The sequence below is a fragment of the Streptococcus urinalis 2285-97 genome (assembly GCF_000188055.2).
Lineage (GTDB): Bacteria > Bacillota > Bacilli > Lactobacillales > Streptococcaceae > Streptococcus > Streptococcus urinalis.
Window position 1 is genome coordinate 460,261 of the sequence record NZ_AEUZ02000001.1, and the last position, 13,579, is coordinate 473,839.

Here is a 13,579-nt window from a genome sequence, read left to right on the forward strand (position 1 = left end):
TCTTCTTTTTTGTGCTATAATTTGGCTATGGTAAAACGAGATTTTGAAGACATAAAACGAATTGTGATAAAGATTGGAACCAGTTCTTTGGTTCTACCAAATGGAAAAATCAATTTAGAAAAAATTGACCAACTTGCTTTTGTTATTTCGAGTTTGATGAATAAAGAAAAAGAAGTTGTTCTAGTCTCCTCAGGTGCTATGGGGTTTGGACTTGATTTGTTAGGAATCGACAAACGACCAGGAGAATTAGCTAGCCAACAAGCAGTATCAAGTGTTGGTCAAGTTGCTATGATGAGTTTATATTCTCAAATTTTTTTACATTATCAAACTACTGTATCTCAAATATTATTAACGAGAGATGTGGTTGAATTTCCAGAAAGTTTATTAAATGTCACTAATGCTTTTGAAAGTTTGATTGAGATGGGTATTTTACCAATCGTTAATGAGAATGATGCAGTTAGTGTTGAAGAAATGGATCACACTACTAAATTTGGTGATAATGATAGATTATCTGCAGTTGTTGCCAAGATAATTAAAGCTGATTTGCTAATCATGTTGTCAGATATTGATGGACTCTATGATAAAAATCCAACCATCTATGATGATGCTACTTTATTGAATGAAGTTAATGACATTACAGATACTATTTTAGCTTCTGCTGGAGGTGCGGGTAGTCGTTTTGGAACTGGTGGTATGCTCAGTAAATTAAAATCAGCTCAAATGATTTTTAATCAAAAATCTCAAATGATCTTGATGAATGGTGAAAATCCTAGAGACATTCTGAAAGTATTGAATGGTGACAAAATTGGGACTTATTTTATTGAACAAAAATAGGAGATCAAAATGATAAGTATTAAAGAGCTTGGGCAAAATGGAAAAAAAGCAAGTAGTGCTTTATTAGCTTTATCAAGTCAAGAAAAAAACAAAGTGTTATTAAAAGTTGCTAGCGACTTATTAAAATCAAGTGCAGAGATACTTTATGAAAATAAAAAAGATCTTGAGGCAGCAAAAGAAAATGGTATTACAGATGTCATGCTTGATAGACTTAGATTAACAGAAAATAGGATAAAAAGTATAGCTGAAGCTGTTAAGCAAGTCTCTAAGTTAGAAGATCCGATTGGACAAGTCATCAAAGGATACACAAATCTAGATGGATTGGATATCATTCAAAAAAGAGTTCCATTAGGCGTTATCGCAATGATTTTTGAAAGCAGGCCAAATGTTTCAGTCGATGCTTTCTCTTTAGCTTTTAAGACAAACAATGCCATTATTTTACGTGGTGGAAAAGATGCCATTCATTCGAATAAAGCACTTGTAAAAGTCATTCAAAAGAGTTTATCAGATAGTCAAGTTACCCCCTTAGCAGTTCAACTTGTAGAAGACACTTCTCATCAGTTTGCTGAAGAATTAATGAAAGCAAGTGACTATATCGATGTTTTAATTCCTCGTGGAGGATCAAAACTTATTCAAACAGTAAAAGAAAAATCAAAAGTTCCCATTATTGAAACAGGAACTGGAAATGTTCACATATATGTTGATGAAAGTGCCGATTTAGATATGGCTACAAAAATTGTGATAAATGCAAAAACTCAAAGACCAAGTGTTTGTAATTCAGCAGAAAGTTTAGTTGTTCATGAAGGCATTGCTGAAACATTTTTGCCACATCTTGAAAATGAAATTACTAAAGTTCACCCAGTGGAATTTAGAGCTGACGAAAAAGCATTCGACATCATGACTGATGCTAGTCTTGCAAATCAAGAAGATTTTGGAACGGAATTTTTAGATTATATCATGTCAGTTAAGGTTGTTAACTCAGTTGATCAGGCCATTAATTGGATAAATACCTACACAACACATCATTCAGAAGCAATCATTACAAAGTCTCTTGAATCAGCACAACAATTTCAAAATCAAGTCGATGCTGCTGCTGTATATGTAAATGCTTCAACAAGATTTACAGATGGTTTTGTATTTGGATTAGGTGCTGAAATTGGTATCTCAACTCAAAAGATGCACGCGCGAGGACCAATGGGCTTAGAAGCCTTAACAAGTACCAAATATTATATCAATGGAACTGGACAAATAAGAGAATAATAATTTTTTAAAAGAGGAGGAAATATGAGATATGGAGTCGTTTTCTCTTCTTTTTTGCTTTCAAATTATGACTGAATTATGGTACAATTAAAGTTATGATGAGAGAATTTCACCATGTAACTGTACTACTAAATGAAACTGTTGATATGCTTGACATAAAACCAAATGGCGTTTATGTTGATGCCACTCTAGGTGGTGCTGGACATAGTTCTTATTTATTATCAAAATTAGGGAAAGATGGACATCTTTACTGTTTTGATCAAGATCAAAAAGCAATTGATAATGCTAAATTAAAATTAAAAAAGTATATTGATAACAATCAAGTAACATTTATCAAAGATAACTTTAGACATTTAAAATCAAATTTAGAAGCTTATGGTGTGACTGAGATTGATGGCATCCTGTATGATCTTGGTGTATCTAGTCCACAGTTAGATGAAAGAGAACGTGGGTTTTCTTATAAACAAGATGCACCTCTTGATATGAGGATGAATCAAGAGCAATCATTTTCTGCATATCATGTCGTTAATGACTATAGTTATCATGAACTAGTGAAAATTTTTTATAAATATGGTGAAGATAAGTTTTCAAAACAGATTGCAAGAAAAATCGAAAAAGCTCGGAGTCAAAAACCAATTGAGACAACCACGGAGTTGTCAGAAATTATTAAGTCAGCTAAACCTGCCAAGGAATTAAAGAAAAAGGGGCATCCAGCGAAGCAAATATTCCAAGCAATTAGGATTGAAGTGAACGACGAACTTGGTGCTGCAGATCAATCTCTTCAAGAAGCAATTGAATTGTTAGCAGTAGATGGACGAATTTCCGTGATTACATTTCACTCTTTGGAAGATCGTTTGACGAAACAACTTTTCAAAGAAACTTCTACAGTAGAAGTTCCAAAAGGATTACCTTTTATACCAGATGATTTGCAACCAAAGTTAGCTTTAGTAAATAAAAAGCCAATCCTGCCAAGTCAAGAAGAGTTAGAAATCAATAATCGAGCTCATTCTGCAAAGCTTAGAGTAGCTAAAAAAATTAGGAAATAATGATATGAGTAATGAAAAACGTACACAAGCAGTTTCAAATGCACTGCAAAAAAGAATAAGAACTTTCTCGAGAATAGAGAAAGCTTTTTATGGTGTCATTATTGTTACTGCCATTACAATGGCTATTAGTATTATCTTTATTCAAAGTCGAAATTTACAAGTACAACAGGATATTTCAGACCTCAATAGTAAAATTAGTCAACAAGAAACAAAATTAAATAATGCCAAACAAGAAGTTAATGAGCTCTCACGACGTGATAGAATTGTCAAGATTGCTCAAGATGCTGGTTTAAGCAATCAAAACGATAATATTCAGAAAGTTGAGTAATCGATGAAAAATATAAAGAATCGTTTTCTAGATTATGTCATAAGGGATCGTAGATCAGCACCAGAAAACCGTGAGCGTGTTGGCCAAAATATGATGCTTTTAACAGTATTCATATTTTTTATTTTTATGATCAATTTTGTCATTATTATAGGAACAGATAAAAAATTTGGTGTCAATCTTTCTCAGGGAGCAAAGAAAACATACCAGCAGACTGTGACTGTACAAGCAAAACGCGGGACTATATTTGATCGAAATGGTACGGCTATTGCCGTTGATTCGACAACATATAGTGTTTATGCCATTATCGATAAATCCTATAAATCAATTGATGGTAAAAAACTATATGTGCAACCTACACAGTATGATAAAGTTGCTGAAATCCTAAATAAAAATCTTGGAATCAAAAAGAAGGAAGTATTAAAACAACTAAAACAAACAAAACTGTTTCAAGTGTCATTTGGGACATCTGGTTCAGGTATTTCTTATAGTACAATGACGACTATAAAAAATGAAATGAAAAGTGCTGGTATCCAAGGAGTCGCCTTTAATACAAGTCCAGGAAGAATGTATCCAAATGGGACATTTGCTTCAGAATTTATTGGATTGGCAAGTCTTGTTGACAACCATGATGGCACAAAGAGTTTAGTTGGTAAATCAGGTTTAGAGTCTTCTCTTGATAATATTTTATCTGGTCAAGATGGTACCATAACTTATGAAAAAGATAAGAATGGTAATACTTTATTAGGGACTGGAAAGACAGTCAAAAAAGCTGTTGATGGAAAAGATGTTTATACAACTATTTCAGCACCAATTCAAACTTATCTTGAAACTCAGATGGATGTTTTTCAATCAAAAACTAATGGTAAACTGGCTAGTGCAACATTAGTTAATGCAAAAACTGGAGAAATTCTTGCAACAACACAAAGACCAACTTATAACGCTGATACGCTTCAAGGTTTAGGTGGAGAAAATTATAATTGGAGTACCGCCTTATTCCAAAATAATTTTGAACCTGGTTCGACCATGAAAGTAATGACTTTGTCTTCAGCAATAGATGATAATGTTTTTAACCCTAATGAATATTATAGTAATGCAAATGGTTATACTATAGCAGACGTCACTGTTAATGACTGGGGTGTCAATGAAGGTATTTCTTCTGGACAAACTATGTCGTTTGCTCAAGGTTTTGCATATTCCAGTAATGTTGGAATGCTAAAATTAGAAGAGAAAATGGGAAATGATAAGTGGTTGAATTATTTAAGACTCTTTAAATTTGGAACACCAACTTATTTTGGAGTTGCAGATGAGTCATCTGGAGGCCTTCCTGATTCAAATAAAGTTTCAACCGCCATGTCAGCTTTTGGACAAGCCATTGATGTCACTCAGGCACAAATGTTAAGAGCATTCTCAGCTGTTTCAAATAATGGTGAAATGCTGGAACCACAGTTTATAAGCCAAATAAGTGATCCAAATACCAATACTTCTAGAGTTTCAAGAAAAGAAGTCGTTGGAAAGCCAGTTTCAAAATCTGCAGCCAGTCAAACGCGTAATTATATGGTAACTGTTGGGACTGATCCAACATATGGAACATTAGTAGATTCAACTGGTACGCCAATTATTCAAGTTGGGAACATGTCAGTAGCGGTTAAATCTGGGACAGCTCAAATTGCATCGCCTGATGGTAGTGGATACTTGACAGGTAGTTTGGACACAATAAATTCAGTAGTTGCTATGGTACCTTCTAACAATCCTGATTTTATGATGTATGTTACAGTTCAACAACCAGAACACTGGAGTGCAATGTTCTGGCAAGATGTGGTGAATCCAGTTCTTGAAGAAGCTTATTTGATGAAAGATACTTTAAATGCTCCAGCTACTGTTTCAAAAAACATGCAGACAAAATATCAATTGCCAGATATTGTTAATAAATCTATTAGTAAAGCAGCAATAGAATTAAGACAAAATCTTGTGCATCCTGTTATTTTAGGTAGCGGAAGTAAAGTCAGTAAAGTTTCTCAGAAAGTTGGAACCAATTTAAACGAAAACCAACAAGTCTTATTGCTAACAAATAAATTAACAGAATTACCAGATATGTATGGCTGGACAAAAGCCAATGTTAAGAAATTCTCTGAGTGGACAGGAATATCTGTTTCATTTAAGGGAGCTGGTTCTGGAAAAGTTGTTAAACAAAATGTTAAAATAGGTAAGAATATCAAAAAAATTAAAAAAATAACCATAACTTTAGGAGAATAACATGTTAATTAGTATCATTGCAGGTGTCATTGCCTTTGCATTAACCATTGTGGCTATGCCCTACTTTATCAGATTTTATCAGATAAAAAAGATTGGTGGCCAGCAAATGCATGAGGATGTCAAACAACATCTTGCCAAGGCAGGTACTCCTACAATGGGAGGGACTGTATTTTTGACAGTCTTTACTTTAGTTACTATTGTGACGTCATTCTTTTTACCGCAACATGGACCACTTGGCGCAATTATCGGAATTCTTTCGGTAGTTGTCATTTACGGGATTATCGGATTTTTAGATGACTTTCTTAAAATATTTAAGCAAGTCAATGAAGGATTAACTCCTTGGCAAAAAATGTCTTTACAGATTATTGCAGGTCTTATCTTTTATTTTGTACATCTAAAACCAAGTGGAACAGATTTTATTTCTATAGGTGGCTTAAATATTCATTTAGGAATTTTCTATATCTTATTTGTCTTATTTTGGGTTGTTGGTTTTTCAAATGCAGTTAATTTGACAGATGGTATTGATGGTTTAGCCTCTATTTCTGTCTCAATTTCCTTGGTAGCCTATGGGTTAATTGCCTACATGAAAAATCAATTTGATGTTCTCTTGATGATCGTCATTTTAATTGGAGCCTTACTTGGTTTCTTTGTCTTTAATCATAAACCAGCAAAAGTATTTATGGGTGATGTCGGCTCTCTTGCTTTAGGGGCAATGTTAGCAGCTATTTCCATCGTTTTACGTGTGGAATGGACACTTTTGTTTATTGGATTTGTTTATGTTTTAGAAACTTCTTCCGTTATGCTTCAAGTAGCTTATTTTAAATATACAAAGCGTAAATATGGTGAAGGACGACGAATTTTTCGTATGACACCCTTTCATCATCATCTTGAATTAGGTGGTCTTTCAGGAAACTCTAAAAAATGGTCTGAATGGAAAGTGGATGCTTTCTTATGGACTCTTGGTGCTATCATGAGTCTTTTAACACTTTTGGTAATCTGGAATAATCTTTAAAGCTGGGGGAAACCCAGCTTTTCCTATGTCATTGCTACATACAGGATGTTCATGCTATAATATTAAAAAGAAAACGAGGTACTTATGTCATTCAAAGATTTTAATTTTAAATCCTATATTCAGAAGGCGCTTGATGAAATTCATTTCGAAAATCCAACTGAGGTGCAACAAAAATTAATTCCGATAGTTCGTTCTGGTAAAGATTTGGTTGGAGAATCAAAAACTGGCTCAGGAAAAACTCATACGTTTTTGTTACCTATTTTTGAAAAATTAGATCCTAATTCTGTAGATGTTCAAGCACTAATCACTGCTCCAAGTAGAGAATTAGCCACACAAATCTATCAGGCATCAAAACAAATTGCTGATCACTCTGAAGAAGAAATTAGGGTTGTTAATTATGTAGGTGGTACAGACAAACTTCGTCAAATTGAGAAGTTAAAAACATCACAGCCACATCTTGTAATCGGGACACCTGGTCGCATTTATGATTTAGTCAAATCAGGTGATTTAGAAATTTACAAAGCAAACACATTTGTTGTTGATGAAGCTGATATGACACTAGATATGGGATTTCTTGATACTGTTGATAAAATGGCATCTCGTCTACCCAAAGATGTCCAAATGTTAGTTTTTTCAGCTACCATTCCACAAAAATTACAACCATTCTTAAAAAAGTATCTCTCAAATCCAGTCGTTGAACAAATTAAAACAAAGACTATTATTTCGGATACAATAGATAATTGGTTATTATCAACTAAAGGTCGCGATAAAAATGCTCAAATTCTAGAAGTAGTTCAACAATTACAACCTTATTTAGCGATGATTTTTGTTAATACCAAAGAAAGAGCTGATGAACTGCATCATTATTTAATTTCAAATGGTTTAAAAGTAGCTAAGATTCATGGAGGTGTACCACCACGGGAGCGTAAACGTATTATGAATCAAGTGAAAAAACTTGATTTTGAGTACATTGTAGCCACAGATTTAGCTGCTAGAGGTATCGATATTGAAGGTGTTAGTCATGTCATCAATGATGCCATTCCACAAGATTTGTCCTTCTTTGTTCATAGAGTTGGAAGAACAGGTAGAAATGGGTTATCCGGAACAGCCATAACGCTTTATCAACCAAGTGATGACTCAGATATCAAAGAACTTGAAAAGCTTGGCATTCATTTTATCCCTAAACAATTAAAAAATGGGGAATTTATTGATACTTATGACCGAGATCGAAGACTCACACGTGAAAAATCATATGAAAAATTAGATACTGAAATGATCGGTTTGGTTAAAAAGAAAAAGAAAAAAATTAAACCTGGTTATAAAAAGAAAATTCAGTGGAAAGTTGATGAAAAGCGTCGTAAAGAAAGACGTGCCGCCAACCGAGCAAAAAGTCGTGCAGAAAGAAAAGCAAAAAAACAAACATACTAAAAAGATGAGGGTGGCCTCATCTTTTTTGATAACTATTTTTTAGTGAAGTGATAATTTATTAGTATTACCCAATGAAACAATCATTTGTTACAATGAATAATCATAAGGGGGATGACTAATGAAAAAAACAATTTTAGGGTCACTATTTTTAGCATTGGTGACATTTTTTTTGGTAACAATTTTGAATGTTGTTTCAGCAAATGAGAAAAAAACGATTGTTGTAGCAACAGATTCAGATACCAAGCCTTTTACATATCGTGATAATGATTCTTTTAAAGGTTATGATATTGATGTCTTAAAAGCCATTTTCGAGAATTCAAAAGATTATCAACTTGAATTTCAAACAACAGCATTTTCTTCTATTTTAACAGGGATTGACTCTGGAAGATATCAAATTGCAGCAAATGACTTTAATTATAACAGTGATAGAGCAAAGAAATATTATTTTTCAAAGCCGATTTCACAATCACATTATGCAATTGCTAGTAAGAAAAAAAGTGTTCCGACACATTTGAAAAATCTATCTGGAAAATCAACAGAAGGTGTAGCTGGTAGTAATTATGTTCAGGTTTTAGAGAACTGGAATAAAAACCATGATAATGAAAAACCAATTAAAATAAAATACGTATCAGCATCGTCACCTTTCACACAAAGGATTCAAGACTTAGAGCAAGGAAAAATAGATTTTTTGATGTATGACAATATCTCTTTAAATCAAGCAATAGATGACCAAGGTTTTCAGCTATATACAGCCATTTTAAAAGATAAGGTAAGTCATAAAAAAGAAGGAAAAGAATATCTTCTTTTTGTAAAAACAAAAGAAGGAAAAGAACTTCAAAGAGTTGTCAACAAAGGTATTTTAAAACTTCAAAGAAATGGAAAATTAGCATTACTTCAAAAAAAATATTTTAAAAAGTAAAAATAAAATTAAGTCATTTACGATATGCCTATCAATGTGATAGGTTTTTTCTATCACAAGACAAGACTCGTTTTATTTATAGAAGTGAACTAGAATGATAGAATATTAGAATAGAAAGAAAAGAGAAGGAAACTATAATGATTCAAAATTCAATTCTAATTGGGGCTAGTTTGTATAATCAGTTCCTAACATTAATTCCTGAAGGAAGACTGTTTAGTTGGCGAGCAGTTTTTGATGCTATTCCAAGTATTTTAAAACATCTACCAACGACCTTAACCTTAACCATTATTGGTGCACTAGTTGGATTAGTATTAGCACTCTTGTTTGCTATTGTTAAAATCAATAAAGTCAAATTCTTATATCCCATTCAAGCTGTATTTGTTAGCTTTTTAAGAGGAACACCTATATTGGTTCAATTGATGTTAACCTATTATGGTATTCCTTTGTTTCTAAAGTTTTTAAAACAACAATATGGACTTGATTGGAATATCAATGCTATCCCAGCCTCTGTTTTTGCAATTACTGCTTTTGCTTTTAATGAGGCAGCTTATACTAGTGAAACTATAAGAGCAGCAATTTTATCAGTAAATTCTGGAGAAATAGAAGCTGCAAAAAGTTTAGGGATGACTTCAAAACAAGTCTATAGTCGTGTTATTATTCCAAATGCAGCTGTTGTTGCTACACCAACTCTTATTAATACACTTATTGGCTTAACTAAGGGGACGTCATTAGCATTTAATGCTGGTATTGTTGAAATGTTTGCGCAAGCTCAAATTTTAGGTGGTTCAGATTACCGTTATTTTGAACGTTATATTTCGGTAGCTTTAATTTATTGGGTCATTTCTATACTCATTGAACAATTAGGTCGTTTTATTGAAAATAAAATGGCAATCAAGTCTCCAGAAAATATAACGGATGAAGTAGCAGGAGGTATTCGCTGATGATCAAAATTTCTCATTTAACAAAGTCATTTTCAGGACAAAAAGTTCTAGATGATATTGATATCGATATTAATAAAGGTGAAGTTATTGCTTTAGTGGGTGCTTCTGGAGCTGGGAAATCAACGCTTTTACGGAGTATGAACTATTTAGAAGAACCAGATAGTGGGACGATTGAGATTGATGATTTTAAGGTTGATTTTAAAACAATAACAAATGATCAAATGTTAACGTTAAGACGGAAACTAGCTATGGTTTTTCAACAATTCAATTTATTTGAACGTCGTACAGCATTAGATAACGTTAAAGAAGGTTTAAAAATAGTCAAAAAAATGTCTGATAGTGAAGCAACTAAAATTGCAAAAGAGGAACTGGCCAATGTAGGCCTGTCAAACCGTGAAAATCACTATCCAAGACATTTATCTGGTGGTCAAAAGCAACGGGTTGCTATTGCGCGTGCTTTAGCTATGAAACCAGATGTCTTACTTTTAGATGAACCAACTTCAGCTCTTGATCCAGAACTTGTAGGTGAGGTAGAAAAGACAATTGCCAATGCTGCAAAGTCAGGTCAAACAATGGTCCTCGTTAGTCATGATATGAAATTTGTATATGAAGTTGCCGATAAAATTCTCTTTTTAGATAAGGGTCATATTTTAGAATCTGGGACACCAGATCAAATTTTCAACCATCCAACGCAAGAAAGAACGAAAGAATTTTTTGCGAGTTATTCAAAATCATTTCTATAACATTCTAGATTTGATATAATAAAGAAGTCTGGTTTTACCAGACTTTTTATGACAGAATGTAATGAATAAATTAATAGAATAATGGTTAGAATATGTTTATAGAAATATTTGGTTTGTATGTACAAGGATTATTGTTATCTTTTGTTTCAGTGTTTCTTTTTTGTGTTTTTTGGCTATTATATCGTGTCCGTCAAAAAAAGGATAAGACACTAAAAGAAAGACAAGCCTTTTTGTATGATATAATGATGATTATGATAATGACTATTCCAATATTGGCTTTTGCATTTATGGCTATTTTATTGGTACTTAGGTCATAAAACGTGAAATAGTTAAGGAGAAATCATGTACGATACTTTAATAGTTGGTTCAGGTCCTGCAGGCATGACTGCTGCATTATACGCAGCAAGATCAAATTTAAAAGTAGGACTCATTGAACAAGGTGCACCAGGTGGCCAAATGAATAATACTTCAGATATTGAAAATTATCCCGGCTATGATTTAATAACTGGTCCAGAACTATCCATGAAAATGTTTGAACCATTGGAAAAATTTAATGTTGAACACCTATATGGAATTGTCCAAAAAATTGAGGTTGATGGGGACATTAGAAGAGTAGTCACAGAAGATGAATCTTATGAAGCTAAAACAATCATTCTAGCGACAGGATCTAAAAATCGTCTTTTGGGAGCACCTGGAGAAGAAACCTATAACAGCAGAGGTGTTTCTTATTGTGCAGTCTGTGATGGTGCTTTCTTTAGAAATCAAGATCTCTTAGTTGTTGGTGGTGGTGATTCAGCTGTTGAAGAAGCTGTTTATCTAACACAGTTTGCTAATTCTGTGACTATTGTTCATAGACGTGACCAACTGCGAGCACAACAAATTTTACAAAATAGAGCTTTTAATAATGAAAAAGTAAAATTCATTTGGGACTCAGTCGTCAGTGAAATAAAAGGGAATGATATGAGAGTAACTTCAGTTGATATTCAAAATGTTAAGACTGGTGAAGTAACAAATCATGCTTTTGGCGGTGTCTTTATTTATGTTGGGACATTTCCACTTTCACAAATGGTTTCAGAATTAGATATTACCGATCAAGAAGGATGGGTTATTACTGATAATGAAATGAAAACAAGTATACCTGGTGTTTTTGCAGTAGGAGATGTACGTCAAAAACATCTACGTCAAATAACGACAGCAGTTGGTGATGGTGCAATCGCTGGCCAAGGCGTCTACCAATATATCATTGAGAATAATTGATAAATGAAAATCTAGAGTTCGTCTAGCTTTTTCTAATAGAAAAAATTATTAGAAAATTCAGATATTGAAAATTGATATATAATAAATAGAATTTTAATGAATGGAGAAAATAATGTCTGAAAATGAAAATAAGGACCAAACTGAATTAGAAAATGGGATGGTTCGTGGTTTACAGAATCGACATGTCCAACTCATTGCTATTGCTGGAACAATCGGTACCGGACTATTTTTGGGTGCCGGTAGATCAATTGCATTAACAGGACCGTCAATCTTAATAGTCTATTTAATTACTGGCTTTTTCATGTATATGATGATGAGAGCTATTGGAGAAATGCTTTATTATGATCCTGACCAACATACTTTTATTAATTTTATAACAAAATATGTTGGATCTGGTTGGGGATTGTTTGCAGGATTTTCTTATTGGATTTCCTTGATTTTCCTTGGAATGGCTGAAATTACAGCAGTCGCAACCTATGTTCAATATTGGTTCCCAACATGGCCATCTTGGATCATTCAGATTGTCTTTTTAATTATTTTAAGTGCCGTCAATTTAATTGCAGTAAAAGTTTTTGGTGAAACTGAATTTTGGTTTGCCATGATAAAAATAGTAGCGATTTTAGCTTTAATTGCTACTGCTATCTTTATGTTATTAACAAACTTTAAAACCCCTGCTGGACATGTTTCCCTTGGGAATATTTTTCATCATTTTGAATTTTTCCCAAATGGTAAATTAAAGTTCTTTATGGCATTTCAAATGGTTTTCTTTGCTTATCAGGCTATTGAATTTGTCGGAATTACGACATCTGAAACAGCTAACCCAAGAAAAGTTTTACCAAAAGCGATCAAGGAAATTCCTTTAAGAATTGTCATTTTTTATATTGGTGCTTTAGTTTCTATTATGACTATTTTTCCTTGGAGACAGTTACCAGTTGATGAGTCACCTTTTGTAATGGTCTTCAAATTGGTAGGTATAAAATGGGCAGCAGCCCTAATTAACTTTGTTGTTTTAACATCAGCAGCGTCTGCATTAAACTCAACACTCTTTTCTACTGGACGTCATTTATATCAGTTGGCTCATGAGACACCAAATGCTTTCACGAAAGCACTTCACATTAATAAATTGTCACGACAAGGAGTACCAAGCAAAGCTATTATCTTTTCAGCAATAGTGGTAGGAATCTCGGCTTTTATTAATTTTATTCCAGGTGTATCAGATGCTTTTGCATTAGTAACAGCTTCATCATCAGGGGTTTACATTTCAATTTATGCCTTAACGATGTTAGCACATTGGAAATATCGTCAGTCAAATGATTTTATGGCAGATGGTTATTTGATGCCTAATTATAAATTTATGACTCCAATTGTTTTAGCATTCTTTGCATTTGTTTACGTTTCATTATTTTTACAAGAATCAACCTATTTAGGAGCAATAGGTGCAACGATTTGGATTGTTATCTTTGGAATTTATAGTAATTATAGAATGAAGAATTAAAAACAGTATTACTATATACTGTTTTTTTTAAAGTAATCAAGCTAATCGATTGAGAAAAATTAT

General features: G+C 33.1%; 13 protein-coding genes. All 13 read left to right on the top strand.

Going from position 1 to position 13,579, the window contains the following annotated elements; genetic code table 11:
* Positions 1-27 precede the first annotated feature (27 nt).
* The 13 genes from proB to STRUR_RS02335 all read left to right on the top strand — a co-directional run bounded on the left by proB (position 28) and on the right by STRUR_RS02335 (position 13,516).
* Entirely contained in the window at positions 28-834 is an 807-nt protein-coding gene (gene proB / locus STRUR_RS02275) for a glutamate 5-kinase (protein ID WP_006740148.1), read from the top strand.
* 9 nt (positions 835-843) lie between these two features.
* Complete coding sequence (locus STRUR_RS02280) at positions 844-2,094, top strand: glutamate-5-semialdehyde dehydrogenase (RefSeq protein ID WP_006739648.1); 1,251 nt, start codon at positions 844-846, stop codon at positions 2,092-2,094.
* Between the two features lie 95 nt (positions 2,095-2,189).
* A complete protein-coding gene (gene rsmH, locus STRUR_RS02285) occupies positions 2,190-3,140 on the top strand; it encodes a 16S rRNA (cytosine(1402)-N(4))-methyltransferase RsmH (RefSeq protein WP_006739281.1) in 951 nt (316 codons plus the stop codon).
* A 4-nt stretch (positions 3,141-3,144) separates the two neighbouring features.
* On the top strand, positions 3,145-3,468 hold the full coding sequence (gene ftsL / locus STRUR_RS02290) for a cell division protein FtsL (RefSeq protein ID WP_006738461.1): 324 nt from the start codon (positions 3,145-3,147) through the stop codon (positions 3,466-3,468).
* Between the two features lie 3 nt (positions 3,469-3,471).
* A complete protein-coding gene (gene pbp2x, locus STRUR_RS02295; protein WP_006740245.1) occupies positions 3,472-5,721 on the top strand; it encodes a penicillin-binding protein PBP2X in 2,250 nt (749 codons plus the stop codon).
* 1 nt (position 5,722) lies between these two features.
* Positions 5,723-6,733 (top strand): phospho-N-acetylmuramoyl-pentapeptide-transferase, encoded by a 1,011-nt coding sequence (gene mraY, locus STRUR_RS02300; protein WP_006740425.1) that lies wholly within the window; start codon positions 5,723-5,725, stop codon positions 6,731-6,733.
* Between the two features lie 84 nt (positions 6,734-6,817).
* The gene (locus STRUR_RS02305) at positions 6,818-8,161 is read left to right on the top strand and encodes a DEAD/DEAH box helicase (RefSeq protein WP_006739044.1); all 1,344 of its coding nucleotides are present in this window, start codon (positions 6,818-6,820) and stop codon (positions 8,159-8,161) included.
* 118 nt (positions 8,162-8,279) lie between these two features.
* Positions 8,280-9,080: a transporter substrate-binding domain-containing protein gene (locus tag STRUR_RS02310; RefSeq protein ID WP_006739234.1), complete on the top strand. Its 801-nt coding sequence runs from the start codon at positions 8,280-8,282 to the stop codon at positions 9,078-9,080.
* Positions 9,081-9,217: 137 nt separating this feature from the next.
* The gene (locus STRUR_RS02315; protein ID WP_006738894.1) at positions 9,218-10,021 is read left to right on the top strand and encodes an amino acid ABC transporter permease; all 804 of its coding nucleotides are present in this window, start codon (positions 9,218-9,220) and stop codon (positions 10,019-10,021) included.
* Entirely contained in the window at positions 10,021-10,764 is a 744-nt protein-coding gene (locus tag STRUR_RS02320; protein WP_006738969.1) for an amino acid ABC transporter ATP-binding protein, read from the top strand. The genes STRUR_RS02315 and STRUR_RS02320 overlap by 1 nt, the downstream gene beginning before the upstream one ends.
* Before the next feature lie 92 nt (positions 10,765-10,856).
* Positions 10,857-11,081, top strand: a complete 225-nt coding sequence (locus tag STRUR_RS02325; RefSeq protein ID WP_006740666.1) for a DUF4059 family protein — start codon at positions 10,857-10,859, stop codon at positions 11,079-11,081.
* A 25-nt stretch (positions 11,082-11,106) separates the two neighbouring features.
* On the top strand, positions 11,107-12,021 hold the full coding sequence (gene trxB / locus STRUR_RS02330; RefSeq protein WP_006739091.1) for a thioredoxin-disulfide reductase: 915 nt from the start codon (positions 11,107-11,109) through the stop codon (positions 12,019-12,021).
* Between the two features lie 112 nt (positions 12,022-12,133).
* A complete protein-coding gene (locus tag STRUR_RS02335; RefSeq protein WP_006738658.1) occupies positions 12,134-13,516 on the top strand; it encodes an amino acid permease in 1,383 nt (460 codons plus the stop codon).
* Positions 13,517-13,579: the final 63 nt, after the last annotated feature.

What these genes read in the sequence shown, in the direction of transcription:
- STRUR_RS02305 (WP_006739044.1), top strand. Translation starts at nt 6,818, where the DNA reads ATGTCATTCAAAGATTTTAATTTTAAATCCTATATTCAGAAGGCGCTT.
- pbp2x (WP_006740245.1), top strand. Translation starts at nt 3,472, where the DNA reads ATGAAAAATATAAAGAATCGTTTTCTAGATTATGTCATAAGGGATCGT.
- STRUR_RS02335 (WP_006738658.1), top strand. Translation starts at nt 12,134, where the DNA reads ATGTCTGAAAATGAAAATAAGGACCAAACTGAATTAGAAAATGGGATG.
- mraY (WP_006740425.1), top strand. Translation starts at nt 5,723, where the DNA reads ATGTTAATTAGTATCATTGCAGGTGTCATTGCCTTTGCATTAACCATT.
- STRUR_RS02320 (WP_006738969.1), top strand. Translation starts at nt 10,021, where the DNA reads ATGATCAAAATTTCTCATTTAACAAAGTCATTTTCAGGACAAAAAGTT.
- STRUR_RS02315 (WP_006738894.1), top strand. Translation starts at nt 9,218, where the DNA reads ATGATTCAAAATTCAATTCTAATTGGGGCTAGTTTGTATAATCAGTTC.
- trxB (WP_006739091.1), top strand. Translation starts at nt 11,107, where the DNA reads ATGTACGATACTTTAATAGTTGGTTCAGGTCCTGCAGGCATGACTGCT.
- proB (WP_006740148.1), top strand. Translation starts at nt 28, where the DNA reads ATGGTAAAACGAGATTTTGAAGACATAAAACGAATTGTGATAAAGATT.
- rsmH (WP_006739281.1), top strand. Translation starts at nt 2,190, where the DNA reads ATGATGAGAGAATTTCACCATGTAACTGTACTACTAAATGAAACTGTT.
- STRUR_RS02325 (WP_006740666.1), top strand. Translation starts at nt 10,857, where the DNA reads ATGTTTATAGAAATATTTGGTTTGTATGTACAAGGATTATTGTTATCT.
- STRUR_RS02310 (WP_006739234.1), top strand. Translation starts at nt 8,280, where the DNA reads ATGAAAAAAACAATTTTAGGGTCACTATTTTTAGCATTGGTGACATTT.
- STRUR_RS02280 (WP_006739648.1), top strand. Translation starts at nt 844, where the DNA reads ATGATAAGTATTAAAGAGCTTGGGCAAAATGGAAAAAAAGCAAGTAGT.
- ftsL (WP_006738461.1), top strand. Translation starts at nt 3,145, where the DNA reads ATGAGTAATGAAAAACGTACACAAGCAGTTTCAAATGCACTGCAAAAA.